A 26,923-nucleotide genomic window follows, 5' to 3' on the forward strand; every position below is an offset into this window, starting at 1 on the left:
GTCACCAGGTGACCGGCAGCAGTTTCATGCCGGCCGTGAGGTATTCGGTCGCGTACTCGGGTTCGCCTGCCAGCTGCAGGGCAGGAAATCTGCGGAACAGCGAGCTCAGCGCAACCTGCATCTCCATCCGGGCCAGCGGTGCGCCGATACAATGGTGCAGGCCGTGGCTGAAGGTGAGATGCAGATTCGACTTGCGGGTGACATCGAATGTCCCCGCGTCGGCGAACATGGCCGGATCGTGGTTGGCGCAGCCGGGATCGATGAGCACCGCTTCGCCCTTTTTGACGACCTGCCCATCGAGTTCGACGTCCTCGGAGGCAATCCATGGGGGCAAGCCGTTGCCGCCCGCAACGGGTTGTCCTACCGCAAAGGTGCCGTGCCGCAACACCTCCTCGACCGTGGTGCCGACGACAGCGTCGATATCCGCCAGCAGCTGCTTCAACTGGTCTGGATTGCGCAGCAGTGCGAGGACGGCGGTGTTGATGAAGTTCGCCGTGTTGTCGAAGCCGCCGACGATGAGGAGCATGGCGATCGGCAGGATCTCGGCGTCGGTGAGGGTTTCGTCGGCGTCCTCGGCGGCGGCGAGCACGCTCAGCAGGTCGTCGTGCGGTTCGGCGCGGCGCGCAGCGATCAGTTCGGCAAGGTACATGTACAGCTCGGCGCCCGCCTGCAGCACCTCTTCCTCGGTCATACCCGAGGTCGCCAGCGTCGACTTGCTCCAAGCGACGAACTTGTCGCGGTCGGAGAGCGGGACGCCGAGCAGCTCGCTGATAACTTGAATCGGCAGTGGCAACGAGAAATCCTCATGCAGATTCGCCGACGCACCCTTCGCCGTCATCTTGTCGAGCAGGTCCTCGGCAATGAGCAGCGTTCCTTCGCGGAGCTTGTTGACCCGGCGGGCGGTGAAGCCCTTTGCGACCAGCTTGCGCAGCCGGGTGTGGTCCGGCGGATCGGCGAACTGGAAAGTTTGCTTCAAGAAGTCCGGGAATTGCACGAAGTACGGGATCTCCCGCTCGTTGCGGGCGAACGGACCGCGCACGAACACAGGGTTCTCGAGCACCTGCTTGGCGGCGTGGTACCGGTGGATCACCCACACGTCACCGCCGAATGGCATGGTCATCTTGGACATCGGCCGGTCTGCTATCACCTGTTGGATCAGCTCGACGGCCCGATCGGGCGGCACAGCCGGAAACGGGTACACCGCAACGGATTCGGTCATTGTTTTCTCCAGATTCAGGGTTCGGATTCGATCTCGGCGCCGGTCTCGTCACGCAGCACGATCGCCGAGACCGGGCACGATTCGAAGGCGTCGACGAGGGCGGGCGAGGCCGACCAATAGGCCGATCGCGCCCGAGATTTGCCGTCGGCGATCTCGAAGACGTCGGGGGCCGAGGCGACGCACATGCGATTGCCTACGCAGAGGTCGCGTTTCACCTCGACGGTCCACACGTCGTCGGTGGTCATGCGCCGGTGGCGGGAGTCGGCAGCATCAGCGGTGCGGGCTGGAGTTCACCCAGCGCGAGGATCGCATCCAAGCGGGCAGCGACCCCCTCCGGCGTGAGCGCGGTGTCGGTGATCCCGGCGGTGTAGCCGAAGGCGATACGGGACACACCGCCTCCTGCGACATTGAGGATTTCGCCGGTGACAGTGCAGCTTTCGTGCGACAGATATGCCGCGACCGGTGCCACCAGCTCCGGCGGCATGGACTGCTTCATGTACTCGGCGGTGCCCGGCGGCAGCGCGTCGGCCGCCTCGTCGATCATCCGGGTGCCCGCGCCAGGAGCTATGGCATTGACCTTGATGCCGTGCTCGTGGCCCGCGACGGCGAGGTTGCGGGTGAGGCCGAAGATCGCCCCCTTGGCCGATCCGTAGTGCACCATGTCCGGTACGCCGAGTATGGCGCCGGAGACAGTGTTGACGACCCGGCCCTGACCGGAAGCGATCAGGTGCGGCCACGCCGCCCGCGCTACCAGCAGACTGCCGAAGAAGTGGACGTCCAGGAATGCCTGGTATTCCGCGAGAGTGACGCTCGTCCAAGGTTTCACGGAGTAGATACCCGCGTTGTTGATGACCGCGTCGAGCCGCCCGAAGTTCGCGATCGCGGTGTCGATGATCGACTGTGCGCCTTCCTCCGTGGCGACCGACGCGGACGACGCGACGGCCTTGCCACCGGCGGCGCTGATGGCGGCGACCACTTCGGCGGCCGGATCCTCGGTGAGGGCGCTGCCGTCGATCGCGCCGCCGGTGTCGTTGACGATGACGGCCGCGCCGCGGGCAGCCAGCAGTTCGGCGTGCGCACGGCCGATGCCGCGTCCGGCGCCGGTCACGATGACGACGCGATCGGCGAAGTCCAACTGTGTCATGGGAGTCCTCCAGCAGTTCCAGGATGGTGCGGCGCTCAGGCCACGTAGCGGGCGAGTTTGGCGGCGGCCACCTCGTCGGTGGTGAGCCCGAGTTCGGCGAGCACCGCGTCGGTGTGCTCACCGATCGCCGGGGCCGGGCGCGGGTCTTCGGGCCGGGTGTGGCCGAATCGGGGCGCGGATGTGGGATGCGGCCGGTCGCTCAGGTTCACGAAGGCGCGGCGCGCCACGTGATGTGGGTGCCCGGGCGCTTCCGCCAGGCTCAGCACCGGCGTGACGCAGGCGTCCGCGTCGGCGAATTCCACAACCCACTCTTCGCGGGTGCGGGTGGCGAAAACCGCCGCCATCGCGATCCGCAGGGTGGGCCATTCGTCCCGATTCATCTGTCGGTCGGGATCGAATTCATTGAGCCCCAGTCGTTTCAGCAGTTCGCGATAGAAGACGGGTTCGAGTGCGCCGACGGCGACGTACTGGTCGTCGGCAGTTTCATAGACGGTGTAGAAGGGCGCGCCACCGTCGACCAGGTTCGTCCCGCGCGGTCCCCAGCCACCGGTGGCCGCCGCAGTGTAGAAGGGGGCCAGCAGGGCTGCGACGCCGTCGATCATGGCGACGTCGACGACCTGACCACGGCCGGTGCGATTCACCGCGTGCAGCGCGGACACGATACCGAACGCGAGCAGCATGCCGCCGCCTCCGCCGTCACCGACCAGGTTGAGCGGAGGAACCGGCGGACCACCGGCCTGCCCTATCGCGTGCAGCGCACCGGAGAGCGCCAGGTAGTTGATATCGTGGCCGGCGGTGGTCGCGAGGGGACCGTCCTGGCCCCATCCGGTCATCCGGCCGTAGATCAAGCGGGGCTGGCGCTCCAGGCAGACTTGTGGCCCGAGACCGAGCCGCTCGGTCACTCCTGGACGGAAGCCTTCGATCAGGACATCGGATCGCTCGATCAGCCGCAGTGCCAGATCGACACCGCGCTGGTCCTTCAGGTCCAGCGCAATCGAGCGGCGGCCGCGGCCGAACACGTCGTCGACGGGATCACTAGTGTGCCAGGCCGATCCGACCGCGCGATCCACTCGGACCACGTCGGCACCCAGGTCTGCGAGCAGCATGCACGCCAAGGGCGTAGGCCCTTGGCCGGCGAGTTCGACGACTCGCAGCCCGGAAAGTGGTCCGGCCATGTGCGTATCCTCTCGGCTGTCGGTGATTCAGGGGCGGGTCGTCCCAGCGGAGACGGGCGCCTCGGCGGTCCAGATGCTGCCCTGGCCTTCCCGCACCGACTTGTCGAAGTCCATGACCTCGAACCCGCAGCACAGGTACAGGGTTTGGCGGTCCGGACCGCCGAGGCCGCATGCCGTCGCAATACCCGCTTCGGGGGCTGGCGGTGTGACCTCATGGGTGATCTCACCGCCGTCGAGCACACGCACTACCCGGCCCTTGGCGGTCAAGCCGGTCCACACCGCGCCGTCCTCGTCCAGGCACAAGCCGTCCGGGTAGCTATCGGGCCCGACCTCGGCGAAAGTACGCCGCCCGCTGAGTTTTCCGTCGGCGTCGACGTCGAACGCGGTGATCCGGCTGATGTAGGTTTCCGCGGTCACCAGCGTGGTGCCGTCGGCGGAGATGGCGATGCCGTTGGCGCCCATGAGCGGACCGGCCTCATCGGCGGTGCGCGCGGTGCCGTCCGGCTCGATCACGACGATCGGCGACTCCTTCGGGCTCTCACCGATGAACAGGTTGAAGCCGAGCTGGGTGATGTAGACGCGCCCGGCGGCGTCGACGACCATGTCGTTGATCGGGCTGGCGGCCACATCGCGCAGATCGGCGTACACCGTCGTGGTGGTGCCGTCATGGACCAATACGATCCGTTCGAACATGGAGTTGATCAGCAGTCGGCCGTCGGGCAGAAAGCCGGTGCCGGAGGCGACGATTCGCTGACCGTCGGCTGCTTCGCGATCCGACAGGTCGACGACGGTTTCGGTGGTGCCATCCGCGGCGACGGTGACGACGCGTGCGCTGTAGAGATCGGTGAAGTAGAAGCGGCCGTCGTGCCAGCGCGGACATTCGGTCCAGCTGAATCCGGTTACCAACCGGGCGGCGGGAAGGGTCGTGGTCATGCGGTGATCTCCTTCGATCGGTGGGGACTACAGCCCGGCGGGCCGGTAGCCGATGAGCCCGCGCTCGGTGAGTTCGTCGATGCGGGCGCGGGACAGTCCGAGTTCCTTTTCGAGCACTTCGACGTTGTGCTGGCCTACGGTCGGCGGCGCCAGCCGAGACCAGCGTGGAATGCGGCCGAATCGGAACGGCAGCACCGGAAGCGGAATGGTCCCGTGTACCGGGTGGTCGATGTCCTCGAAGTAGCCGCGCGCCGTGATCTGCGGGTGGGCGTGCACATAGCGCTGGTCGACCACATGTGCTGCGGGGATTCCGTTCGATACCAGCTCGGCCGCTGTCGTCGCCGCGTGACGACCGGCGGCCCAGGCGCTCAGGTCCCGGTCGAGCCGGGATCGCTGCTCCCAGCGACCGGCAGCAGTCGCCAGAGCCGAGTCATCCCACGACTGAATTCCGGTGTAGGACATCAGCTTCCGCCACTGCTCGTCGGTCACCACAGACAGCGCCAACCACTGCTCGACCCCCTTCGCGGCGTAGACGCCCTGCGGTGCCCGGCCTTTCGCGTGATTGCCGTCGCGTTCGAGCAGCGTGCCGTTCGCCGTCCACTCCACGACCTGCTCGGCCGTCATCGTCAGCGCGGCTTCCACCAGCGGAGATTCGACCAACATGCCGCGCCCGGTGCGATTGCGCTCACGCAGGGCGACCAGCAGCGCGAAGGCGGCGTTCGAGCCGCCCATCGGGTCGGCAGGCCCGCTCGGATTCATCGGCTCACCGTCGGGATAGCCGGTGCGCCAGCACATTCCGGAATACTGCTCGACGGTCTGCGCGTAGCCGACCATGTCGCGGCGTGGCCCGTCCAGCCCGAAGGCGGGCATGCGCAGCATGACTATGCGCGGATTCAGCGCCCGCACGCTGTCCCAGTCCAGCCCGACATTGTCCAGGACCCGCGGCGCGAAGTTCTCCAGCAGCACATCGGCATCCGCGATGAGTCTCTTGACGAGCTCGAGGCCCTCAGGATCGGTGAGATCCAGGGTGACATCCCGCTTATTGTGGTTCGCACCGAGATTGACCCAGCCGTATTCCCACCAGTCGGGCGCATCGGTGATGGTGCCGCCGAGCATGCGCGCGCCGTCGACCCGGCGGACCGACTCGATCTTGATCACGTCGGCGCCGAGCGAGCCCAGCAGCGTTCCGACCAGCGAGCCGACCCACCAGTTTCCCAGGTCGATCACCCGGATACCGGCCAACGGCAGCGCTTCTGACTGTGGGAATTCACGGTCATCTCGCGGCACGCGGGTGGCGGGCGTGAAACCCTTGTCGGCCACCGTTTCTGGCGCATGTGCCGGGGACGGTCGTTGTCCGTCGAATAGGAATGGAACCGCTGGGTGCCGGAACCTGCCGGAAGCATCCTCGACGTAGAAACCACGGGAGACCACTTGTGGGTCATCGAGAATGGTCTTCGCACTGTGCACCGGTGCGCAGGGAATACGGAAGGCCGCTGCGATTTCCACGATTTCCGCGACGGTATGTCGCTTGGTCCAGGCATGCACCGCCGCCGAGAACTCCTTGCCACGCGCATACCGGCCCTGGTGCGTTTTGATCCCCTCGTCGTCTAGCCAATCCGGTCGTTCGATCAGAATCAGGAAGTCCTCGAGATTCTGTGCGGAGGCGAGGTTGAACCCGACCCAGCCGTCGGCAGCGGGTTCCACCGACGGCAATAGCCGCCGGCGCAGCACATTCGGGATCCGCATGGCCTCGCTCACTGTGGCCGAGACGTCGGCGAACATGGTCGCCGAGTAGGTTGTCACCTCCAGCAGGGACAGGTCGACGAGTTCGCCCCGTCCATCGCGCTCCAGCCCGGCCAGTGCGCCCAGACCCGCTGTCGCGGCGAGTGCGCCTGCGACCCAGAGAGTTTCGTTGCCACCCAGGGCCACGGGATAGGAGCCCGGCTCACCTCTGTTGCTGAGGGACCCGCCCTCGGCCTCGATTGTGAACTGCGTCCACGGCCGGTCGGCCTCCGCCCACGGGCCCGTCAATCCCCACGGTGTGATCGCGATGACCACCGCTCGCATGGCGAGACGATTCAGTAACTCGGCATCAGGCCGGGTTTCGGATTCCAAGATCACGACATCGGCGTCGGCAGCCAACTCTGGCCACGACATGCGGGTCACGGTCTTCCCGGCCGCCAGGAAACCGAACAGTGGTGCGTCCGTTCCAGGTTCGCCACGCCCACGCAGCGGGTGTCCATCCGTCGGTTCCGCGAGCAGCACTTCGGCACCCACATCGGCGAACAGCTTGCCCGCATACGCCCCCGCGATGCTCCGGGAGACCTCGAGAACTCGTAGCCCCGCGAGCAGTCCGCTGTAGCTGGGAATGGGATTCATGCACCGGCCCTTCATGCCTGCGTCGATCATGGCGGCAGGTTTCCGATTGCCGCGATACACGCACGATATGTGCTCGGTGACGTGCCCTTTCACCGGAATTCCATTGACTGGAATTGGCTTCGAACTGCTCCCGTTGCCGTGTGCCCCGCCGCGAACAAGAATTCAACGGCGCGAATACGAATGCCCGGTATCCCGACTCGGAACCGGGATACCGGGCAGCGCTGACCGGAGTGCTTCGCCTACGCGAACTATCGATTCGCCGCGATATTCGATCGGCTCGCGGCCAGAGCTCTCAACCGCCGCTCCAGCAGTTCGACGGCTTCGGGCGCGACCTGACCCGACGACCGCAGTCGTTCGAGTTCAGCGACCGTCTCCAGCTCATCCTCGGCCAGTCGCTCGGTGGCCAGTTCCCGAGTGAGCAGGTCCTGTTCGGTCCAGTCCGAAGCATCGATATCGTGTTCCGGCATGATTCAGCTCGCCTCCTGGTCGAAGAAGTCGAACAGTTTTCGCGTATTCAACTCGACGATCTTGTGCACCTCTGCGTCAGGAATGTCCGCGAAGACCTTTTCTGCATATTTTCGACTGTGCGGCCAGTACGAGTCGGAATGCGGGTAGTCGCATTCCCAGGTGATGTTGTCGATGCCGATATCGTGGCGTGCCTTCAGACCCGCCACATCGTCGATAAAGCAACCATAGATGTGTTTGCGGAAAAGGTCCGACGGCCGCACATCCTTGACCACGTTCTGGTACCAGCGATGCCGGTGCCAGGTGCCGTCGATTCGCTCCAGCAGATACGGCACCCAGCCGACACCGCCTTCCGACAGTGCGACCTTCAGGTTCGGGTGCCGGTGGAAGACCGGTGAGAACAGCAGGTGTGCGGTAGCCGACATCGAGTTGGTGCCATACAGCGAGATGGTCACGGCGTAGGGAGCTTCGGGCGCGGTAGCCGGCGGCGAGCCCGACGAGCCGAAGTGCATGCACAGCGGCATGTTCGTTTCCTCGGCCGCAGAGAACACCTTGTCCCAATGGTCGGTGTAGATCGATGGCAGGCCGAGCGGAACCGTATTCTCCGGGAAGGTGATTCCCTTGGCGCCTTTGGCCGCACAGCGACGGATCTCGGCGACGCACAAGTCGGGATCCCACAGCGGCAGGATGATGAGCGGGATGAAACGATCCGGTGCGGCGGCGCACCACTCGTCGATGACGAAATCGTTGTAGGCCCGTACGCACGCGAGCGCGAGCTCGAAATCGGTGCTTTCCGCAGTGAACAGGGCTCCCGCGAAGCGGGGGAAGGAAGGGAAGTTCGCCGCGCCCCACACGCCGTCGAGATCCATGTCGACCAGTCGGGCCTTCGGGTCGTAGCAGCCAGGGATCATGTCGGCATACCGCACGGGCTCGACGCCGAATTCCTCCGGCTTCTTCCCCGCGACGGCGTTGAGGCCGATGGCGGGAAAACGCTTGCCTTGATAGTGCCAGACCTGGATCGGGAGCCCGCCCGAGGACGAGGGCTCGTCCACGATGCGGGGTCCGCTTTCGAGGAACTTCCCCGGCAGCCGATCGGCCCACACCTTCGGGTGCTCGATGAGATGGTCGTCGACCGATATGAGTTTCATCCACGGTTGTAGTGGCATGTGAGGCCTCCGTACGGAAATTAGTGCGATGTACCGGTTTTCAGGTATGGCGTGCGAAGCCTGGCGGAATCGATGTCACTCGGCTGCCAGCCTGGAACCAGGTGGCGCCCGTCGACGGTATGTACGGGACGCTCGAGCTCGACGAGAAGCGAGAGGTTGTAGTTCACCCGACCGGTGCGGGTCTTCGGGTTGCCGGTGCACAGTGCGAGCGCGGCCTCGGCAATCGTCTCCTCGGGTTCCGAATTGTCCTTGCGGACACCCGCGACGGAGAGCGCGTTGTCGGTCGCCACCTGAAATTCCGGAGCCAGGGTGTTGACGGCGATGTTGTCGTCGTAGAGATCCATCGCCGCCCCGGTGGTGATGCGGTCGATGAACGCCTTCGTGCCGCCGTAAAGCGCCGCGCCATTGGTGGGGTTGTCCGCGAAGGGCGGACCGAGCCGCGGACCTGCCTGCGAGGAGGAGATATTGAGAATCCAGCCTGCCCCTCGTTCCCGCATGCCGGGCACCGCCGCGGCGGCTAGTTCCCAAGCCGCCCATACGTTCGTCTCGACCGCTTCGAAGAACGCCTGCCGGGTCATGTCCGCGAACCGGCGATCGAAATGCCTTGTGGCAGCGGCATTGTTCACGACAATATCCACCGGCGCGCCGAATACGGAGGCCGCGGTCGCGATGATCTCACGCCGGTCCGTGGTGGTATCGCCGAGATCGAACTGGATGCCGACCGCGCGGCCACCGTCTGCGGTGATCTGCGCAACCGTCTCCTGCAGCGATCCGGCGAGCTTGCCGTCACCGGCACGCATCGACCGCGATACCGCTGCTACCGCAATCCCTTCCGAGGCCAGCCTGCGGGCGATGGCGCGACCGATACCGCGGCTGGCACCGGTCACAACCGCGACGTGCGGCAGCGCCGTGGTCATAGGCTCAGTCCCGTCAGTCGCCGGAAATTGCCTGCGGCCAAGGCGGTCCGTTCGTCGTCCGTCAGCGGCAGCGTCTCTAACACTTCGATCTCCTTGTCGAGCCGATCGTGGCTGGTCGCGGGTGTGACGCCCGGGCGCGACCGCAGCCACAGGTATTCGCTGATCACCCAGTTGCTACCGAAGAGAATCCGGTCCGTGCCGATGGCGCGCAGGTGAGCGACCATGTCGTCGGCGCTGACGTGTCCTTCCGCGACCTCGATCAACCGCAGCGAGACGTCGGTGTGCACACCGGAGTGCTGTCGGGCGAGCTCCAGGACTTCTGCGTCGGCTCCCTGCCCGAACTGTCGATCGTGCCCGAGGTGGGCGAAGATCAGATTCAGGTTCGGAAACTCCTGCAGCGCCTTGGCGTAGCGCGCCGGCCGGCCCGGCATGAAACCGGCCGCCTGGGTGAGGATGGGGATGCCCGCCCTGGCGCAGTAGTCGAATACTGGCCACATGCGCGGATCGTCGCCCTCGATGCCGTGGTTCATCGGCACGTGCTTGACCCCAAGAGCACCGCGGCTGATCCCGGTCTCCACCTCGGTGAGCAGAGACTGCTCGTCCATCAGCACCGGGTCGACGCCGACGAAACAACTCAGCCGGGGGCTGCGGGCGGCTTGTTCGAGTGCCCATGTGTTGTTGTCCCGGATGCGGCGGACGATCCGGCAGCGCAGTTCCTGCGCCTCGTGTTCCCGGTCGGTGGGGTCGTCGGGCAGGATGTTGCGGCCCTGCCGCCAATAGGCGCCCGACCAGGTGAACATGAGGATGTTCATGTGCGCGATACCCGTTGCGGCCATGACCTTTTCGGCCTCATCCGGGGTGCCCGAGAAGCCGGGCTTGTCGGGCAGGCCCATGGCGGCGCTGAAGCGCAGCAAGTTGCTGTAGAGGTCGCAGCTGTGGTCGGCGGTGCGCAGGATATGGCTGTGGCAGTCGATGATCTCGAGCTCAGTCATGTCCGCCGCCGCCGATCCCGCTGAGCGCCAAGGGCTTCAGTGCGCCGACCGGCGGCCGCTGCGTCGTGTGCACGATGCCGCCGTCGGAGACCACGGCGTGCCCGGTCATATACGAGGACAGATCCGACGCGAGGAACAACGCCACGCCCGCCGTCTCCTCGGCCAGCCCGAGCCGCTGCAGCGGTGTCGCGGCGGCGGCCTTGCGCAGGAATTCGGCCTGCTCCGGCCGCTTGGACGTGGGCGTCTCTCGGCCTGCCCGGTTGATGTCATGCGTACCCGGAACGACACAGTTGACGCGGACGTTGTAGGAAGCCAGCTCCAGGGCAACGGATTTCGTCAGATGGATAACCCCGGCATTGGCCGCGCCATAGTGCGACACCGAGGGCGCGGACACGAGACCACTCGTGGATCCGAAGTTCACGATCCGGCCGGGCACACCATCCTCGATCATGGCGATGGCCTCGGCCTGCATGCACAGCATCGTCGAGGTGAGATTCAGCTCCACCGGGCCGTTCCAGTCGTCAATGGTGAAGTCCAGGAAGGACTTCGGCGTGGCGGCGCCCAGACTGCCGACCCCGTTCACTGCGACGGTGATCGGGCCCAGTCGGCGCCGGGTCTCCTCGATCATCGCCCGGACATTCTCGGGGCTTCGTACGTCAGCGTGCAGTCCGATGGCGCGACGGCCCAGCGCTTCGATCTCCTCGACCGTCTGCGCGGTGAACTCATCTGCGATGTCGGCGACAGCCACATGCGCACCCGCCTTGGCGAGGGCGATGGCCGTGGCCTTGGGTATGCCGCCCGCACCACCGGTGACCAGCGCGACCGCGTCGGTGAGTCCGAACAGCTCGGCGGCGTGATCTGTACTCATGATTCTTCTCTCTGCTGTCAGCTCAGCTGCTGCGCGAGTTCGCGGCGCAGCAGTTTGCCGGTTGGGGTGTAGGGCAGTTCGGTACGGAAGACGATGTCGTCGGGGGTGCGTGAACCCCGAAGGCGGGCGCGCACATATGCGCGCAGATCTTCGGTGTCCGGCTGCGTACCGGAAACCGGCACGATGACCGCGACAATCCGCTCGCCCCATTCCTCATCGGGCGCGCCGAGCACGGCGACCTGGTCTACCGCGGGATGCTCGACCAGGACGTCCTCGATCTCCGCCGGCGCGATATTCTCGCCGCCTCGGATGATGGTGTCGTCGGAGCGACCGTCGACGAACAGATAGTTCTCCTGGTCGAGGCGCCCGCGGTCGCGAGTCGGGAACCAGCCGTCGGCGTCGAGTACCGAGCCGATGCCCCGGTACTCTCCCGACACCTGGGCGCCGCGCACCCAGATCTCACCGGTCTCACCGGGCGGCAATGGCTTCCCGTCCTCACCGCGGATCTGGCATTCCACCCCGGGCACCATGCGCCCGACCGATGCCAGCCGCGCCACCGCCGCCGAGTCACCGGCGAGCGCCGCGCGATGGTCCTGCGGTCCGAGCACCGCGATCGTGGAGCTGGTCTCGGTGAGACCGTAGGCGTTCACGAAATCCGTGTCCCGGAACGCGCGCAACGCCGCCCGCAGCACGGTCGCCGGCATCCGGGCACCGCCATAAGCGATGGAACGCAACGTCGGCACATCGGCGGGCGCACCGTCGAGTTCGGCCACGATTCGGGCCAGCATGGTCGGCACCACCATCGCGTGCGTCACTCGATCCGCGCGTACGAGGTCCAGCCAGCCGCGGGCAGTGAAGTCCGGAAGGTAGGTCATTCGCCTACCTGCGTACAGGTTGCTCAGCACCGAGCCGATTCCCGCGATGTGATACGGCGGCACACTCACCAGCACCGCGTCCGGCTCCGCGGCGGAAGCGAATTCCACCGTTTCGAGCACATAGCTGAGCAGGTGTGAATGCCGCAGCACCACGCCTTTCGGCTTGGCAGTGGTGCCGCTGGTGAACAGCACCACCGCCGCATCGCTATCGGCGGCCGGGATGGCATCGACCGGATCGGTGCACCGGGCCAGCTCCAGCCAATCCTGCGACCACGTGTCGGCAGTGACCACATGCGCGAAGGCCCGGTCCGCCACCAGGTACGGGCTTTCCAGTTCGGACAGGAGCTCGCCGAGCTGGTCGGCCGACAGCCGATAATTCAACGGCGTCAGCGGAATTCCCGCCCGCGCCGCTGCGAACACCAACGCCGGCAGCACCGGACCGTTCAACCCGACATAGGCCACGCTGCCCGCGCCCGCGGCCCGCAGCACCGCGGCGCCACCGTCCGCGGCCCGCGTCAGGTCCGCGTAGGTGAGGCCATCCGTCCGGCGTCCCAGCGCAACCCGGTCGGCGAGCCCGTCGCCTGCCATGTCCAGAATCAGTTCAATTCCCATGATTTCCCTCCGGATCCGGCTCCACGTACGGCAGCGTGATGCCGCCACCGATCTGGTGGAACACGACCCGCACTCGCATACCGGTCACCACGTCCTCGACGGTGCAGCCGATAAGATTGGTCAACAACGTGAAGCCCTCGTCGAAGTTCACGATCACTACCGCGTAGGGCACGGTGAATTCCGGTGTCTGTGGCCGCCATACGACGGTGTGCGAGTACACCTCTCCTCGCCCGTCGCTCACCTGCCAGGCCATGTCGTCCGAACCGCAGTGCCGACAGACCCACACCGGATCGAATTCCGCGTGCCCGCACGTCCGGCAACGTTGATAGCGCAGCTCTCCGGCCGCGCAGCCATCCCAGAACGGCCCCGAAACCGGGGTTGGTTGCGGGAGCGGGATTCCAGCATGCTGAGGTCGCAGCATGGTCATGGTCGTTCACTCCCCAGCAGGACGACGTCGGTGAACAGCGCGCCCGCACCGCCGTTGCTGCACAACACCACTCGCGCGTCGGCGATCTGGCGGCTGCGGCACTGCTTCTGCAACTGGTGTACGCCTCGCGCGACGCGCTGACTGAGCTGCACCATGCCACCGCCGTGGCTGTAGGACATGAGCCCACCGTCGGTGGTGATCGGGAACTCGCCTTCTGGTGCGATCCGGCCGCCCATAACGAAATCTCCGCCCTCGCCGTCACCGCAGAACTCGAAAGCCTCGAACTGCCTGATGATTTCGAACGAGAACGGGTCGTAGAGCTCGCACACGTCGACGTCGGCCGGACGCAATCCCGCCATGGCGAACGCTTTTCGGGCGGCACGGCGTCCGACATAGCCGTTCGGGATATCGCTGCCGCGGCCCGTGAGGTCCCAGACCGGAGCATGTCGATAGGCCGGCCCTAGCGTGTCCAGCCCGCCGCCGAGGATGTAGACCGGTGTGCCGGGCAGTTCGGCGGCGCGCTCAGCGGTGGTGATAAGCACCGCACAGCCGCCCTCGGAAGTCATGGCGCAATCCAGAAGATGAAACGGCTCGGCGATCATGCGCGAGGCCAGCACGTCGGCGGGGGTGAAAGGTCCCCTGCCGCGGTAGATCGCGTCCGGATTGACGTGCCCGTTGTTGCGTATCGTGGCGGCAACCTCGGCGAGCTGCTCCGGCAAGGTGCCGTAGCGGTCCATGTGCCGCCGCGCGATCAATCCGAATTCCGCGGCCGTATACAGCCCGAACGGAGCGACGAATTCGTTGGACGGACGCGTCCACGGCGCGGTCGCGGAACGCTCGGTGTAAATCCCCGCCTCGCCATCGGCCAGCAGGACCGTCTGCGCCAGGCCGGTGGCTACCAAGCTCGCCGCCTGCAGCACACCGGCGATCCCGCTCTTGGAGTTGGAATTCCAGACCGGTCCGATGCCAAGGGCGTGAATCAACTCGGGCGCGTGCTTGCTGAACACGGCGTCGACCTCGGTCACCTCGACCGCGGCCTCGGCCAGGACGCCGCGCGCCGCGTCGAGGGTGATGGAGAAGGCGGTATGGCCTTCCAGCACCCGCGCCTGCGGCGTATTGAACGCGGCGATGATGGCCACGTCGCGGAAAGGGTGTCTACTCAACGAATCTCCGGTTCTACAGATTGTCCGGCCGCTCGCCGATCACAGCCATCCGGCGTAACTCCGCGATACGGTCGGGGGACAGACCAGCGACCTCGCCCAACACCGGGTCGTTGTGTTGTCCCAGCGTCGGAGCGGGAGCGGTAAACCAGGGCGCCCGCCGATCCGCCAAGCGCAGCGGCAGACCCGGTAGGCGGTAATCGCCCAGCTGCGGATGGCGGACGATTTCGGTGAATTCGCGGGCGGCGAATTGCAGGTTGTCCCACGCGTAGGCTGGCGGCACCACGAACTCTGCCGGAATACCCTGCGCGGCAAGCTCTTCGGACAATTCGGTGGCGTCCCGGTCAGCGCAGAACTCAGCGAGTCGCGCATCGATCTCGTCATGCAGGCCGCGGCGGCCCGAAACGGTCGCCAGCTCCGGTTCGCGCGCCCATTCCGGGTCTCCGAGGGCCACCCGCAACGCGGCCCATTGCTCGTCGGTGGCGACGGCCAGCGCCAGCCATGCGTCACCACCCGGTCCGGCGCAGCGGTACAGGTTCTGCGGTGCGGCGACCGGTCCGCGATTGCCCTCGCGCACGAGTTCCGCACCGTAGGCAGCGAATTCGATCACCACCTCGGCCGCGATATTGAGCGCGGTCTCCACCATCGGCACCTCGACGAAGACCCCACGCCCTGCCACGTCGGCGCGTTCCAGGGCGGCGAGGGTGGCCACTACCGCGTGCAATCCAGCGACGGGATCGCACGCGCCCTTCAAAACCATGGGCGCGATGTCCGGGTATCCGGTCATCCACGACAGGCCGGTGGCCTGTTCCATCGTCTGCGCGAAGCCTGTCCGATCACGCCATGGCCCGTCCAACCCGAAGGCGGGCATTCGGACCAGGGTCAGCCGGGAGTTGACCTCCTGCAAGGCATCCCAGGTGATGCCGAAGTTGTCGAGCACACGTGGTGAGAAGTTCTCGATCAGCACATCCGATTCCGCTGCCAGCGCGAACAGCGTCCTTCGGCCCTCGGGTCGGGACAGATCCAACGTGATGCCGCGCTTGCCGGCGTTCGCGCCCTGGAACACCGCGCCCCACTCCCACCACCCCTCGAAATCGGGAGGCTTGGTGGAAGTGAACCGCATGCCATCGGGTCGCTGCGTCGATTCGACCTTCACGACCTCAGCTCCGAACGCGGCCAGCAGTTGAGTAGCGGCTGGACCAGCCCAGAATCCGGTCAGATCCAGTACGCGCAAACCCGCCAACGGCGAACCATCCGCGCGCCGGACACCGCGCCGCGGGCTCCACAGCACCCGGCCGGTGTGCTCACCGAGGAGCGGAGCGGGCCTGGGACTCTCGCCTGCGTCGCCGTCGAGGAGGTACGGACGCCGCGGCTGCGGGAAACCGCCGGAGGGGTTCGTCACGAATATCTCGCGCGCCGCGAAGTGTGCGTTGCCGGTGACGGTGCGGGGAGTTCCCAACGGCGACACCGGAATCCGCATCGCGCTTGCGATCTCCTCGATCGCGGCTGTGGGCAGCGCACTGGTCCACTCCTCGATCGCCTTCTGGAATTCGCCATATCGCTCCTGCCGCGCCTTGGGATCGACGATCTTCGGATCGTCGAGCAGATCCGCGCGGCCGATCATGAGCAGGAAGTCCTGGAACATCTGCCCGGTGATGGTGCAGAAGCCGACCCAGCCGTCAGCGCTGCGCTCCACCGACGGGATCTCCACCGTCCGGCCGGGCGGCTGCAGCCCCGACAGAGACACTGTCAGTGGGGTGTACAACGACATCGCGACGCAAACGCATTCGAGCATCGAAAGGTCGACGTGCGCGCCGCCGTGCCGGTGGCGGCGCGCGGCGGTGCGCAGCACCATGGCCGCTGCCCCCGCGTAACTTCCCGCGATGAATTCACCGAGCCGTCCGCCCGCGTGCACCGGGGGGCGGTCGCGGAAGCCACGAACACCGGTCGAGCCGGCGCGCGCCTGCAGGGTGAATTCCGTCCACGGCCGATCGCACCACGGCCCGGATCTGCCGAATGGTGAGATCGACACGACGTCCAGCGCGGGATACTCCGCCCGGATCGCAGCGAGTTGGGAATCGGTCAACCGATCCTCGACCAGCAGATCGGCTCCGGCCAGCAGCGCACGTATCTCGGGATCGGCGCAATCGCCCAGCACGGAACGCTTTCCGGCATTGAGGTATCGGAACATGGCCCCGTCCGCACCGTGCAGGTCGGCTCCCGACGCCGACCACCGCCGGTACTCGTCACCGGCGTCCAGCTCGACCTTCACCACATCCGCGCCCGCGTCCACGAGCAGCTTCGTGGCGTAGGGACCTGTAATGCCGGATGTCATGTCCAGCACCCGGAACTCGCGCACCTGCGTTGTGCGCTCTGCCCGCATCGCCATCTCAGTTGGTGGTGGCGGCAGCGGGCCGCTGCTCGACCGGGTTCACTGGTACTCCGCCCTGCCGCTCCAGATTCTCGGCGACCTCCCGCTTCCAGTACTCGATAGCGCGCTCGGTGTCCAGCTCGAATTCGAAGCGGTCGGTCATCGCCGGGGTGACATCGTCGACGTCCACGTAGAACTGCTCGTACCACCGGCGAAGCTGATACACCGGTCCGTCTTCCTCGCACAGCAGCGGATTGTCGACGCGGGTCTTGTTCTTCCAGATCTCCACGTCCTGCAGGAAGCCCACTTCGACGCCCTTCGCTGTGGCCTCGGCGATCTTCTGCGCCATCTCGTCGGATACGCCCGGCTGCTTCTTCACGATCACGCCCCATTGCAGGACGAAGCTGGTGGACGTCACCGGGTAGTGGCAGTTGATGAGGACCGTCTCGGTCCGCACCGCTCCGGCATTCCCGTGCAGCCAGTCGATCATGTATGAGGGTCCGAAATAGCTTGCGTCCGAACTATTTTCGGCATCCTCGTCATCGGCCGCACGCTTGGTGTAGTTCGACCCGAGCACGATGTCTCCGCGGCCGCGCGAGCGCATGTGCTGGGTGGCGACATGGCCTTCGAAGATGTTCTTGAAGTAGGTGGGGAACGAGTAGTGCACGTAGAAGAAGTGCGCCATGTCCACCACGTTGTCGACGATCTCCCGGCAGTTCGATCCCTCGATGAGCACCGAATTCCAGGTCCAGTCCGTCCATTCGTCGGAATAGACCGCGTCGATTCGGGGTATCGCGACCTCCGGTGGCGGCGGATTGCCCTGCGGATCGTGGTAGACGAACAGCTGCTTATTCTGCTCGAGTACCGGCCACGCCTTGGTGCGCGCGAGCGGCGGCACCCGGCGGGCATACGGAATGCCCGTGCAGCGACCCGAACCCGACCAGCGCCAGTCGTGAAAAGGACAAGCCACCGCGTCGCCCTTGACGGTACCCATGGTGAGGTCACCGCCCATGTGCGGGCAGTAGCCGTTGAGCACGTGCAGTCCGCCCTTGCTGTCGGCGAACACCACCAGCTTGGTTCCGAACGCCTGTACGGCGTGCGGCTTACCATCCCGGAATCCATCTGCCAGGCCGAGACAGTGCCAGCCGCGCGCGTATCGCACGGGCGGCGCGCCTGCCTCGATCACACGGATATCCTGAGACTCCAGTGATGTCATCGCTCCTCCAAATCTCTTTACCGGCAACGCGTCCCGACGGACTCGCAACCACTCGCGTTCATCCTGGAAATCGGCGGGAAAGCGGGAAAGCCGAGCTCCCACTCACCGAAAACCGGTCAGCGCCGGCACCGGACGCAGCGGACGATTGCGCATTCGCGGCACCCCCGATGCCGCGTATCCGATCTCGACGGCAGCACTGCGAACCGCAGCGGCCATGGTTTCGATGCGCACCGAATTGGTAGGTCCGCATACCGATAGGGCCACTCGGTTGCCCGAGTCGTCGAACGCCAGTGGTGCGGCGACAACGGTGACCCCCAGAGCGCAACCCTGCGCGTCCACGGCGATACCACCGCGATCGCGCACACGCGCGACCTCACGCTCCAACTGCGACCTGGCACGGACGCTGTAACAGGTCGGCGCAGAGGCGAATTCGAGCTCGGGCCACTCGTCCGGCTCCATTTCGGCGAACAAGGCCCGTCCAGGCGCGGTGAGTTCAGCTGCTTGCCGCGCGCCCACACCCCACTCCCGGCCGACCGCAGGCCACAAGCCAACCCGCTCCATGTGCATGATTTCTCCTCCGAGCAGGATGCTCAGATAGGCCGTGTATCCGCTTCGGCGATGCAGATCGGTCATCACCGGCAGCGCGGCCTCGTACACACTGCGCTGTCTTACGACCTGTGCGCCGAGCTCGAACATCCGTATGCCCAGCACGTACTCGAATCCCGATCGCTCCACCCAGCCCAGCTCCACCAGCCGTTGCAGAATGCGATGCGTCGACGAGCGTGGAAGGTGTGCGTGCCTGGCGATTTCGGCCAGGGTGAGCGGCCTTTGTCCAACGAAGGCGTCGAGCACGGATGACACTCGGTCGATCATCGCGGTGGGGGCCTCTTCGGTTTGCGTCATTGCCACGTGTACCTCCGACCGCTGACGTTTATGTCATACTCTGACTAGATGTCAGAATCTGACAGGTGTGAGTGTAGACACAATCGCGGCTCTATGTAAAGCAGGTCACATCGGCTCGCCCCACAGGTACGAGACCGCGGATGCTCACCACAGGATCGCGATAATGTGAAATCGAGTGAAGAGTGAGGGAGTCAGCAAGTGAGCAAACCGGCCAGACAGACCCTGACCGAGCGCCGCGCCGAAGAACTCAAGCTCACCATCGCCTTGACGGCGCGTGATTTGTTCGTCACCGATGGCGATACCTCCGCGACTGTGGAGCGCATCTGCGAGATCGTCGGCATCTCCCCGCGTACCTTCCATCGCCACTTCCCCGTCAAGGAGGATGTGGCCATCCCGCTGTTCCGACGCTTCGGATCCACCACCACCGAGGTGTTCGAGACCGCCGGGCCGCAGGACGATCCGGTCGAAACGCTGGTCCGGGCGTTCACTACGGAAATCCGACGCCGACACTTCGAAGAGTTCGACCGCAAGTTCATGTCCCTGGTCGTCAAGACTCCCCCGTTCCGTCTGCGCTGGATGGAATGGTGTGAGCACATGGAACAGCCGGTCACCGAGTTCCTCTCCACCCGTTTCGATCTCGACGACGACCCATTCCTGCGCGAACTGCCCGCACGCCTGATCGTGCACACCAGCGTCCATGCCTACATCCAGTGGGTCGACACCGGCGACTTGACGGAACTCGAATCTCGGCATCGCGAGGGCATGCGCATGATCGTCGGCGGCTTGCGGGAGAAGCGACGGCAGCCGACAAAATCCGGCGGGTGAGAACCGGCGATGATGCGCGAAGCGCGGACAGTTCGAGATCAATTAAACGAGATATTCGCCGGAGAGCGACTGACACACGGTTTCGGTGGTGGGACTGCCGGTCGAGGTGAGGGCTTGCTGGCCTGGTAAGGCCGCAGGAAGCGGTAGACGTTGTTGGGGCTGCCGCGATAGCCGAGCTCGCGCAGTTCGGTGATCAAGGCGGCGATATTGTTGTGTCCGGCGTTCCAGCGGGTGAGTAGATGCGGGGCGAACTCATCGATCATCGTGGCGCGAGATGTCGCGGCGGCGATGACGTCCTCCGGGCCGGCAGCGAGAGCGAACCGGCGAGCGGTTTTCCGATCGATATCGAGTTCTCTGGCGATGGTGCGCAGCCCTTTACCCTCAGCGCGCAGCCGTTGCACCGCCTCGTACCGTTCGAGGGCGCGTGCACGCAATCCCGCGTATCCGCCACCGCGAAGGCGCTCAGGCGGCAGCGCCGTGTCTTCGGTAACCTCGCGCGTGGTGTCCTCGCCCGTGAATGCTTCAGGAGTCTCGCCCGTGAATGCTTCAGGAGTATGGTGGGCAGCGTCGCTGGGATCGGTACTGGGAGTTGATGATTCGATCCGACAACCACGGTGCGCCACAACTGTTTTCTCCACGGCTTGACACAGGTTCTGCCACAAGTGCCAGCGGTCCGCGCATTGAGTGGCCTGCGGTGCGCCGCGGCGCGCGGCCTCGCTGTAGGCGCCGGAACGGTCACGGGTAATCACCTCGATCTCCGGGTGCTGCGACAGCCACGCCGCCAACGGGTCGGCCTCGCGGCTGTCGAGGACGTCGATGGGCCGGTGGGTGGCCATGTCCAGCAGGATCGTGGCGTACTTGCGGGATCGTTTGACGGCGAAATCGTCGACCCCGAGCACGGTGATCGCACCGACCGGCGGGTCCGGCAACGCACGGACCAACCGCAGCAGCGTATCCCGGGAGCCCGGCAACCCCAGCTGGGCCGCCAGCCGTGCCCCGGCACGTCTCGCCAGCGCCACCGCGATCCTGGTGAGCATCACGGTCAGCTGATCGGTCCGCCGTGACCGTTTCACCGTCAGCCCATCGACCTGCTCAGCGAAAGTCTTTGCCCGACAATCGGTATTCACACAGAAGAACCGACGCACGACCAGCCGAAGGACCATCCTCTGCCCGGCGACAGCGGCATCAGCGAGCCGGCGGCGATAACGGGAATGCACACGACTGGAAGAGGTTCCGCATCCCGTGCACCGGGCCATCGAGGTGGCAACAGCAGCGTCCACGACTACGGTATCGGCCTAAGCTCGAACATCCTGGATCAGCAGACTATTCAAGTGCGGCAACAACATTCGGACAAGATCAACACACGCCTGAGGTTCCCCCGCTTTCACGGAGAGCTCCAATCCGTGGTCCGATAGGACCGGAAGGAGTTCATCAGTGGCTGCACCGAAGAAGTATCCCGACGAGCTGAGGGCTCGGGCGGTCAGGCTGTATCGGGAGTCGGATCCCAAGCCGACGATCCGGAAGCTGGCCCAGCAGCTCGGGGTGCATCATGAGGCGTTGCGGAACTGGATTCGCCAGGCCGAGGCCGACGCCGGCGAGCGGAGCGATCGGCCGACGACCGACATGCTCGAGGAGAACAAGCAGCTGCGGAAGCGGGTGGCCGAGCTCGAGCGAGTCAATGCGGTATTGCGTGATGCGAGTGCGTATTTCGCGTCGGAGCTCGGCCAGCCCCGGAGGTGATCGTGCGGTTCGTGAAAGATCACCCGCAGCACTCGGTCGAGCTCGTATTGCGGGTTCTGGGGATCGCGTCGTCGACCTTTTACGGGTGGCTGCAGCAGGCGAAGGCCCCGTCGCAGCGGCGGCTGGCCGATGAACAGTTGCTGGCTGAGATCATCGATATCCACACCAGTTCCGGTGGCACCTACGGATCACCGCGGGTGCACACGATGCTGCGCCGCCGAGGCATCGCGGTCGGCCGCAAACGAGTGGAACGGCTGATGCGGCGGGCGGGGTTGCAGGGCGCGTTCGGGCGCAAGAAGTGGCGCATTCCATCGACTCGGCAGGATCGGCGGGCCACGCCGGCACCGGATCTGGTCAACCGCGACTTCACCGCGGCCGCGCCGGATCGGTTGTGGGTGGCGGATGCGACGCGGATTCCGACCGGCGAGGGCGTGTTCTGGCTCGCGGCGGTCAGGGACGCGTTCTCCAACCGGATCGTGGGCTGGAAATGCTCGAATCGCTGCGACACCGAGCTGGTGCTCGGGGCGCTCGAATACGCGGTGTGGGTGCGCGACGTTCGCGACGGGCAACTGGTCCATCATTCCGACCGCGGCTCGACCTATACGGCGATTCGATTCGCAAACAGGTTGGCGGACAACGGGATTGCCCAGTCGATGGGCTCGGTCGGAGACAGCTATGACAATGCGCTCATGGAGAACTTCTTCTCCACGCTGAAGACCGAGCTGGTGTACCGGAACTCTTGGCGCACAAGGGAAGACGCCGAGAACGCATTGTTCTCCTACATCGACGGCTGGTACAACACCCAACGCATCCAGCGGAAGCTGGCTTGGCAATCACCGGACGAGTACGAGGCCAGCTACCATCAACGGGTTCCAGCCGGAACCAGATAATCAGCTCTCCGGCTCAGCGGGGGAACCTCAGGGGAAAAGCTGTTCGTGATCGTGGACGGTGACGGGTTCCTGCATCCGGAAGGGACAGCGTGGCTGCAGTTTCTGACGGATGCGGGCCGGTCGCCGAATACGGTTCGGTCTTATGGGAGCCGGGTGGCGTGGTACTTGTCGTGGTGCGCGCTGACGATGGACTGGCGCAAGGCCACGCTGAATCATCTGGTGTTGTGGAGACGCACGCTCACCGCCACTGCGGTCTCTAACCCTCATGGCTGCAGTAGTTTTCGTAGTCAATCGACGGTCGGTGTGTGGATGGTGGCGGTTCGTTCGTTCTACGAGTGGGCCGATGGGCACGCGCTGCTAGGCGGTGATCTGATGTCGCGGATGACTGAGCTGAAGTACTTCGCTCCCGGCACCGCCAGTGGTGGCGAGCATGGCTCGGTGCGGCGGGTGTTGGTGGATGAGCTGCGTACCAAGCGATTCGGAGGTGGCCCGCCCGAGTGGATTGATAATGGCGGGGCGCGTGATCGGCTGGCGGAGCTGTCGCTTCCGTGTCGGGATCGGTTTTTGGTCGACTTGTTGAACACGACCGGTATTCGGGTGGGTGAGGCGTTGTCGTTGTTCGTCGCCGATGTGCATTTCGGTGGTGGTTCGCCGCAGCTGCGGTGTCGGTACGTCGACCCGCATTTGCATGTCCGCGTGGACAATCCGGTGGAGAACGGAGTCCGGGCTAAGGGCAAGGCGCGGATGTTGTTTGTGCACTGCGACGTTGTTGACAGCTACGTCGATTATGCCCTGGAGCGGCGGGGGACCCTGGCCGCGCACGGAATTGCCGACGTCAGCGCGCATTTGTTCGTGAACCTCTACTGCGAGGTTCGCTGGTTGGGTAGGGCCATGACCTACAGCTCGGTGAGACGGCTGATGGAGCGCTGCTCGAAACGCATCGACTTCGACATCGGTGGCCCACATACCTTGCGGCACACGCTCGCGACGAAGCTGGTCCGCGGGCTGGACTGCGATCCGGTTCCGCTCGATGTCGTTCAGGAGATCCTCGGGCACGCGGTGCTGAGTTCGACCCGGATCTACACCCACGATGAGGAGGCGGCGATGAAGGCGGCCATGATGGCGATGGCGGCCAGGCCCGCGCTGCAGTGCGGGGACAGGTGAGGGCTCTCGCGCCGGCCGCTTCACCGAGCAGCGGGTCCCGGTCGTGTCGTGGCACGAGCACCTGATGTCGGTGATAGACCCGGCATGGCGTCGGGGCGAATACGACCACGACCAACTGTTGTTCATTCCGTCACCGGACAACCTCGACACAGTACTGCGCCACTGCGAGCGAGTGGGGTGCCCGTTGTCGTCGTCTCGGAGTCGGCTGTGTGAGTCCTGCCGCAGCGAATATCGGCGGAGCGGGTCCTCGATGCCATTAGCGGAGTTCTGCCTCACCGACCCGGTGCGGCGGCCACCAGCACCGCGGCCCAGGGTCTGTCTGGTCGGGTGCCTACGTTCGGTCGATCCGAATGGGTTGTGCGCGGTGCATGCCAAGCAGCTCAATAGATTTCGAGCTCGCCACAGCGACGACATCGGCGTCGCAACCTGGATCGTTCAGACTCGGCCCAGCGTGTTGGCTCCCAAACCGCAGTGCGTGGTCGCAGGGTGTCTCCAGGACCGGACGTACAGTAGCGGCTTGTGTATCTGGCATCGGGGACAGGCACGGTCATGGATCACCACGTGGAACCGCCGCGGGCTGTTCCCTGAGCCCGATGTGGATCTGTGGCTGGCGCGCGGTGCCGAACCTGTTGACACCGGCACGGGCAATACGCTGTCCATTCTGGGCGCGGTGCCGTTCGGGCTCATGAAGGGCACTAGCGGATTGGAGTTGCTGCTCGCTTTGCAGCGTCGCGATGCTGCGGCTCGGACAGGAGCACTCAATCCCGAATGGGCGCGCGATCTGTATCTCGCAGCCCGCCGACACGGTGTTGAGACCCTGGTCGGCTTCGATGTCTGCATGCTGGTTGGCGGCGGGTCGGACCGCCACCGAAAGAAGCGCGCGTTCCTCACGTGCTGCCTGCGCTGGATCGCGCAGGAACACCGCCGGTGGTCGGGCATTGACGATCGTGACCCGCTGGTGGTCCATCTTGCGGAGTTGGACCTGAGCGACCATCGCAGCCCAGGCCCGTGCGCGGTCGCGGACCTGCGCGGTTTCCGGCAGTCCTGGATTACCGAAACCATTTCCCACTGGCTGCGCACTGTTCGAGTCCACTCGACGACGATCACTCGGATGGTGGGCGCTTGGCTGGTCGCTGACGACGTGATCAGCACGCACGGGCGGCACCCGAATGAGTTGGGCTCCAACGATATCGATGCCGTGGTCCGGGCCGTCATCGCACGATGGCCGGCCGCCATCGAGCAGCGGCGCCGGATGACGCTGCTGTGGCGGTTGATCGACTACGGGCACCGAACCGATGACCTGGCCCACATCTGGAGCACTGTTTCGCCGCGGTTCGGCAGGAACATCGACAAGCACCGCCCAGCCCCGCATGCGGCAGCGCGGGCCCCATGCAATCCGGATGAACCGTTCCGCTACATCCCTCAGCCCATCGTGGACTGGCTGATGGATCACCTGCACCTGCTGACCCGCCGCAGCGATTACCAAACGATGGAAGCACGCGCGCTCATCTACGTGCACGAGCGATGCGGGCGGCGGCCGGTGGAAACCATGCAGTTGCGCGAGGACTGCATCTCCTACGACAGCGCGGGCCACCCGTTTCTGGAGTGGGAACGCATCAAGGCGCCGCGGCGGGCCGGAAAGCGGCTGCCCATCCACCAGGAAACACACGACGTGATCCGGCAATGGCAGCAGATCAAACGTGACCACGGCATCGAGTCGACATGGCTGTTCCCCTCACCGGCGGGCCGCCGCGGCGGCCAGACCTACCGAACGGAGTTCCTCACCAGGCGCATTCGCGAATTGATCGAGGTCGTGCAGCAGCAAGCGCCGTTCCCCGGACCGGTCGCTGGGGTGAACGGGAATCTGATCAACTTCGATATGAGCGGAATCGACGCCTACGGTTTGCGCCACGCCTTCGCGCAGCGCTACGCCGACGCCGTCGATGCCGAAGGACGCAGCACCACGCCACCGGACGTGCTGCAAGACCTCATGGACCACCAGGACTTCGCAACCACGAAGTCCTACTTCGAGGTCACCGCTCGACGACGCAAGCAGGCCCTGGCCGCCATCACGCCCCGAAGGCTCGATTTCCTGGGCAACGTGGTCGAAATCAACCGTGAGCGTGACGGTTTCACCCGAGTGCCCGTGTCGCTGGGGCACTGCGAAGAGCCGCAGAATGTGGCGATGGGAGGCAACGGTTGCATGCTTAACCACGCCTGCGAGTCCTGTCCGTTCTTCCGCGTTGACCCTCTCGAACGAGAAGGGATGGTTGCCAAACGCTTCGATCTGAAAGTGCAGCTCGAACGGGCGAAAGTGATCAACGCACCTGCGCACATGATCGACCATTTCCACGCTCGAATTGGCCACTGCGACGCCATCATCGACGGTATCGACGCCTACCTGACCCAACTACCCGAACCTGAGCGCCACGGTATCGAGGACGCCCTGCAAACAATGGCCGACATCCGCCGACGAGCATCTACGCCTCGGCGGATCGACCTGCGTGCGCGCCTGAAGGAGGTGGTCGGCGCATGAGCGGCAGCGCCGCGACCGCCGCTCTGGCACGCTACAACAAGGACCGCGCCCAGCAGAAGAAGAACGCCGTCAGGGCTGCGCTGGGCGAACTTCTCGAAGACGCCCGGCAGCCGATCACCAAGTCCAACGTCGCCCGACGGGCGCGCGTTTCCCGCGAGTTCATCCACAGCCACCCCGAACTCGGGCAGATGATCGAAGCCGCCAGCCGGGCCCGCATCGCTCCAGCTCACGAACATGGCGGTGGCAAGACCCTCCAGGGCCTACAGGCCCAGAATCAAACATTCGCGCGGAAGATCGCCCAGCAGAAGACCGTTATAACGCAACTGCGAGAGACCATCACAGAGCTGCGGCGGCAACGCGAACTCCAGCTCGGCGCCCAACTCGCCGCTGTGACAGTGGATCCCGACATCCACTCCCGTCTCCAACTCGACCACGATAGGCTCGCCGCCGAGAAGGCCACCCTCAAACGCCGACTTGCCGAGAAGCAACAGCAGGTTGAGGTGTTACAAGAAGACCTCGCCGCCTCGCGACAGGCACACATCGACGATGTCGCACAACTCAGCCCAGGATCGGTCTCCCCCATTCGCTGAGAATGCAACGCTGGCTACATCGGTGAATCTCGACGTCAGTCTGAACGAGGCTGATGGTGCATCGGCGAAATCCTGAGGTCGTGGTCTCGCTTGACAGCCTCACCATGGCCGTGTCGAACTGTGTGGTAAGCGCCATGAGCCTGTGCTCTCACCGATCATGTCGGACGTGCTGCACATCGGCCGACCTCACTCGCGGCCGGAGCGTGTCGCCCACGAATATTGACGGCACTGGATCCTGGGACGGTCATCGAGGTCGAGATCGGGAGGACCTGTGGGCCGGGTCTCCGGTCCTACGCGAGGATTAGGCAAGGCCAAGCCAGCATCGTTCTAACGTTTCCGCAGGTCACGGTGCTTGA

24 protein-coding genes are annotated in these 26,923 nt (G+C 65.3%); 6 read left to right on the top strand and 18 right to left on the bottom strand.

Annotation, left to right across the window (positions count from 1 at the left end):
- Position 1: 1 nt before the first annotated feature.
- The 17 genes from ACQP1T_RS25610 to ACQP1T_RS25690 form a co-directional block, all read right to left on the bottom strand.
- Positions 2-1,219, bottom strand: coding sequence for a cytochrome P450 (locus tag ACQP1T_RS25610; protein WP_433755632.1), 1,218 nt, complete (start codon positions 1,217-1,219; stop codon positions 2-4).
- 14 nt (positions 1,220-1,233) lie between these two features.
- The gene (locus tag ACQP1T_RS25615) at positions 1,234-1,464 is read right to left on the bottom strand and encodes a ferredoxin (RefSeq protein ID WP_433755633.1); all 231 of its coding nucleotides are present in this window, start codon (positions 1,462-1,464) and stop codon (positions 1,234-1,236) included.
- Entirely contained in the window at positions 1,461-2,363 is a 903-nt protein-coding gene (locus tag ACQP1T_RS25620; protein WP_433755634.1) for an SDR family NAD(P)-dependent oxidoreductase, read from the bottom strand. Before ACQP1T_RS25620 ends, ACQP1T_RS25615 begins: the two co-directional genes overlap by 4 nt.
- 35 nt (positions 2,364-2,398) lie before the next feature.
- On the bottom strand, positions 2,399-3,538 hold the full coding sequence (locus ACQP1T_RS25625) for a CaiB/BaiF CoA transferase family protein (protein ID WP_433755635.1): 1,140 nt from the start codon (positions 3,536-3,538) through the stop codon (positions 2,399-2,401).
- 27 nt (positions 3,539-3,565) lie between these two features.
- Positions 3,566-4,471 (bottom strand): SMP-30/gluconolactonase/LRE family protein, encoded by a 906-nt coding sequence (locus ACQP1T_RS25630; protein ID WP_433755636.1) that lies wholly within the window; start codon positions 4,469-4,471, stop codon positions 3,566-3,568.
- Between the two features lie 27 nt (positions 4,472-4,498).
- Positions 4,499-6,850, bottom strand: a complete 2,352-nt coding sequence (locus tag ACQP1T_RS25635; RefSeq protein ID WP_433755637.1) for a CoA transferase — start codon at positions 6,848-6,850, stop codon at positions 4,499-4,501.
- Between the two features lie 248 nt (positions 6,851-7,098).
- A complete protein-coding gene (locus tag ACQP1T_RS25640; protein WP_433755638.1) occupies positions 7,099-7,317 on the bottom strand; it encodes a hypothetical protein in 219 nt (72 codons plus the stop codon).
- 3 nt (positions 7,318-7,320) lie between these two features.
- Positions 7,321-8,481 (bottom strand): amidohydrolase family protein, encoded by a 1,161-nt coding sequence (locus tag ACQP1T_RS25645; protein ID WP_433755639.1) that lies wholly within the window; start codon positions 8,479-8,481, stop codon positions 7,321-7,323.
- Positions 8,482-8,501: 20 nt separating this feature from the next.
- Positions 8,502-9,398, bottom strand: coding sequence for an SDR family NAD(P)-dependent oxidoreductase (locus ACQP1T_RS25650; RefSeq protein ID WP_433755640.1), 897 nt, complete (start codon positions 9,396-9,398; stop codon positions 8,502-8,504).
- Entirely contained in the window at positions 9,395-10,390 is a 996-nt protein-coding gene (locus ACQP1T_RS25655) for an amidohydrolase family protein (protein ID WP_433755641.1), read from the bottom strand. Before ACQP1T_RS25655 ends, ACQP1T_RS25650 begins: the two co-directional genes overlap by 4 nt.
- The gene (locus tag ACQP1T_RS25660; RefSeq protein WP_433755642.1) at positions 10,383-11,258 is read right to left on the bottom strand and encodes an SDR family NAD(P)-dependent oxidoreductase; all 876 of its coding nucleotides are present in this window, start codon (positions 11,256-11,258) and stop codon (positions 10,383-10,385) included. The genes ACQP1T_RS25655 and ACQP1T_RS25660 overlap by 8 nt, the downstream gene beginning before the upstream one ends.
- A 17-nt stretch (positions 11,259-11,275) precedes the next feature.
- Complete coding sequence (locus ACQP1T_RS25665) at positions 11,276-12,745, bottom strand: class I adenylate-forming enzyme family protein (protein WP_433755643.1); 1,470 nt, start codon at positions 12,743-12,745, stop codon at positions 11,276-11,278.
- Positions 12,735-13,172 (bottom strand): Zn-ribbon domain-containing OB-fold protein, encoded by a 438-nt coding sequence (locus tag ACQP1T_RS25670; RefSeq protein WP_433755644.1) that lies wholly within the window; start codon positions 13,170-13,172, stop codon positions 12,735-12,737. Before ACQP1T_RS25670 ends, ACQP1T_RS25665 begins: the two co-directional genes overlap by 11 nt.
- Positions 13,169-14,335, bottom strand: coding sequence for a thiolase family protein (locus tag ACQP1T_RS25675; RefSeq protein ID WP_433755645.1), 1,167 nt, complete (start codon positions 14,333-14,335; stop codon positions 13,169-13,171). The genes ACQP1T_RS25670 and ACQP1T_RS25675 overlap by 4 nt, the downstream gene beginning before the upstream one ends.
- A gap of 13 nt (positions 14,336-14,348) precedes the next feature.
- Positions 14,349-16,715 carry a CaiB/BaiF CoA transferase family protein gene (locus tag ACQP1T_RS25680; protein WP_433755646.1) on the bottom strand — a complete coding sequence of 789 codons (2,367 nt, stop codon included), beginning with the start codon at positions 16,713-16,715 and terminating at the stop codon, positions 14,349-14,351.
- A gap of 7 nt (positions 16,716-16,722) precedes the next feature.
- Positions 16,723-17,919: a Rieske 2Fe-2S domain-containing protein gene (locus ACQP1T_RS25685; RefSeq protein WP_433755647.1), complete on the bottom strand. Its 1,197-nt coding sequence runs from the start codon at positions 17,917-17,919 to the stop codon at positions 16,723-16,725.
- A gap of 102 nt (positions 17,920-18,021) precedes the next feature.
- A complete protein-coding gene (locus tag ACQP1T_RS25690) occupies positions 18,022-18,822 on the bottom strand; it encodes an IclR family transcriptional regulator (protein ID WP_433762351.1) in 801 nt (266 codons plus the stop codon).
- A 198-nt stretch (positions 18,823-19,020) separates the two neighbouring features.
- Between ACQP1T_RS25690 and ACQP1T_RS25695 the strand changes: the two genes are divergently transcribed.
- Positions 19,021-19,647: a TetR/AcrR family transcriptional regulator gene (locus tag ACQP1T_RS25695; protein WP_433755648.1), complete on the top strand. Its 627-nt coding sequence runs from the start codon at positions 19,021-19,023 to the stop codon at positions 19,645-19,647.
- 38 nt (positions 19,648-19,685) lie between these two features.
- On the opposite strand, the gene ACQP1T_RS25700 is transcribed toward ACQP1T_RS25695, so the two are convergent.
- Positions 19,686-20,927 carry an ISL3 family transposase gene (locus tag ACQP1T_RS25700; RefSeq protein ID WP_433755649.1) on the bottom strand — a complete coding sequence of 414 codons (1,242 nt, stop codon included), beginning with the start codon at positions 20,925-20,927 and terminating at the stop codon, positions 19,686-19,688.
- 154 nt (positions 20,928-21,081) lie between these two features.
- Here ACQP1T_RS25700 and ACQP1T_RS25705 point away from each other — a divergent pair, with 154 nt between their 5' ends.
- From ACQP1T_RS25705 to ACQP1T_RS25725, 5 genes are all read left to right on the top strand, one after another.
- Positions 21,082-21,387, top strand: coding sequence for a transposase (locus tag ACQP1T_RS25705; protein WP_433755650.1), 306 nt, complete (start codon positions 21,082-21,084; stop codon positions 21,385-21,387).
- 11 nt (positions 21,388-21,398) lie between these two features.
- On the top strand, positions 21,399-22,277 hold the full coding sequence (locus tag ACQP1T_RS25710) for an IS3 family transposase (protein WP_433755651.1): 879 nt from the start codon (positions 21,399-21,401) through the stop codon (positions 22,275-22,277).
- 51 nt (positions 22,278-22,328) lie between these two features.
- On the top strand, positions 22,329-23,441 hold the full coding sequence (locus ACQP1T_RS25715) for a tyrosine-type recombinase/integrase (RefSeq protein ID WP_433762352.1): 1,113 nt from the start codon (positions 22,329-22,331) through the stop codon (positions 23,439-23,441).
- Between the two features lie 517 nt (positions 23,442-23,958).
- Positions 23,959-25,977 (top strand): tyrosine-type recombinase/integrase, encoded by a 2,019-nt coding sequence (locus tag ACQP1T_RS25720; RefSeq protein ID WP_433755652.1) that lies wholly within the window; start codon positions 23,959-23,961, stop codon positions 25,975-25,977.
- Positions 25,974-26,567: a DUF6262 family protein gene (locus ACQP1T_RS25725; protein WP_433755653.1), complete on the top strand. Its 594-nt coding sequence runs from the start codon at positions 25,974-25,976 to the stop codon at positions 26,565-26,567. The genes ACQP1T_RS25720 and ACQP1T_RS25725 overlap by 4 nt, the downstream gene beginning before the upstream one ends.
- The last annotated feature ends 356 nt before the right edge of the window (positions 26,568-26,923 follow it).

It is taken from the genome of Nocardia sp. CA-135398, from assembly GCF_050955845.1.
Lineage (GTDB): Bacteria > Actinomycetota > Actinomycetes > Mycobacteriales > Mycobacteriaceae > Nocardia.

Coding starts and splice junctions, on each gene's coding strand:
- ACQP1T_RS25660 (WP_433755642.1), bottom strand. CDS start 11,258: ATGAGTACAGATCACGCCGCCGAGCTGTTCGGACTCACCGACGCGGTC.
- ACQP1T_RS25680 (WP_433755646.1), bottom strand. CDS start 16,715: ATGCGGGCAGAGCGCACAACGCAGGTGCGCGAGTTCCGGGTGCTGGAC.
- ACQP1T_RS25645 (WP_433755639.1), bottom strand. CDS start 8,481: ATGCCACTACAACCGTGGATGAAACTCATATCGGTCGACGACCATCTC.
- ACQP1T_RS25630 (WP_433755636.1), bottom strand. CDS start 4,471: ATGACCACGACCCTTCCCGCCGCCCGGTTGGTAACCGGATTCAGCTGG.
- ACQP1T_RS25665 (WP_433755643.1), bottom strand. CDS start 12,745: ATGGGAATTGAACTGATTCTGGACATGGCAGGCGACGGGCTCGCCGAC.
- ACQP1T_RS25690 (WP_433762351.1), bottom strand. CDS start 18,822: ATGACGCAAACCGAAGAGGCCCCCACCGCGATGATCGACCGAGTGTCA.
- ACQP1T_RS25635 (WP_433755637.1), bottom strand. CDS start 6,850: ATGAATCCCATTCCCAGCTACAGCGGACTGCTCGCGGGGCTACGAGTT.
- ACQP1T_RS25685 (WP_433755647.1), bottom strand. CDS start 17,919: ATGACATCACTGGAGTCTCAGGATATCCGTGTGATCGAGGCAGGCGCG.
- ACQP1T_RS25610 (WP_433755632.1), bottom strand. CDS start 1,219: ATGACCGAATCCGTTGCGGTGTACCCGTTTCCGGCTGTGCCGCCCGAT.
- ACQP1T_RS25625 (WP_433755635.1), bottom strand. CDS start 3,538: ATGGCCGGACCACTTTCCGGGCTGCGAGTCGTCGAACTCGCCGGCCAA.
- ACQP1T_RS25640 (WP_433755638.1), bottom strand. CDS start 7,317: ATGCCGGAACACGATATCGATGCTTCGGACTGGACCGAACAGGACCTG.
- ACQP1T_RS25620 (WP_433755634.1), bottom strand. CDS start 2,363: ATGACACAGTTGGACTTCGCCGATCGCGTCGTCATCGTGACCGGCGCC.
- ACQP1T_RS25655 (WP_433755641.1), bottom strand. CDS start 10,390: ATGACTGAGCTCGAGATCATCGACTGCCACAGCCATATCCTGCGCACC.
- ACQP1T_RS25615 (WP_433755633.1), bottom strand. CDS start 1,464: ATGACCACCGACGACGTGTGGACCGTCGAGGTGAAACGCGACCTCTGC.
- ACQP1T_RS25725 (WP_433755653.1), top strand. CDS start 25,974: ATGAGCGGCAGCGCCGCGACCGCCGCTCTGGCACGCTACAACAAGGAC.
- ACQP1T_RS25650 (WP_433755640.1), bottom strand. CDS start 9,398: ATGACCACGGCGCTGCCGCACGTCGCGGTTGTGACCGGTGCCAGCCGC.
- ACQP1T_RS25670 (WP_433755644.1), bottom strand. CDS start 13,172: ATGACCATGCTGCGACCTCAGCATGCTGGAATCCCGCTCCCGCAACCA.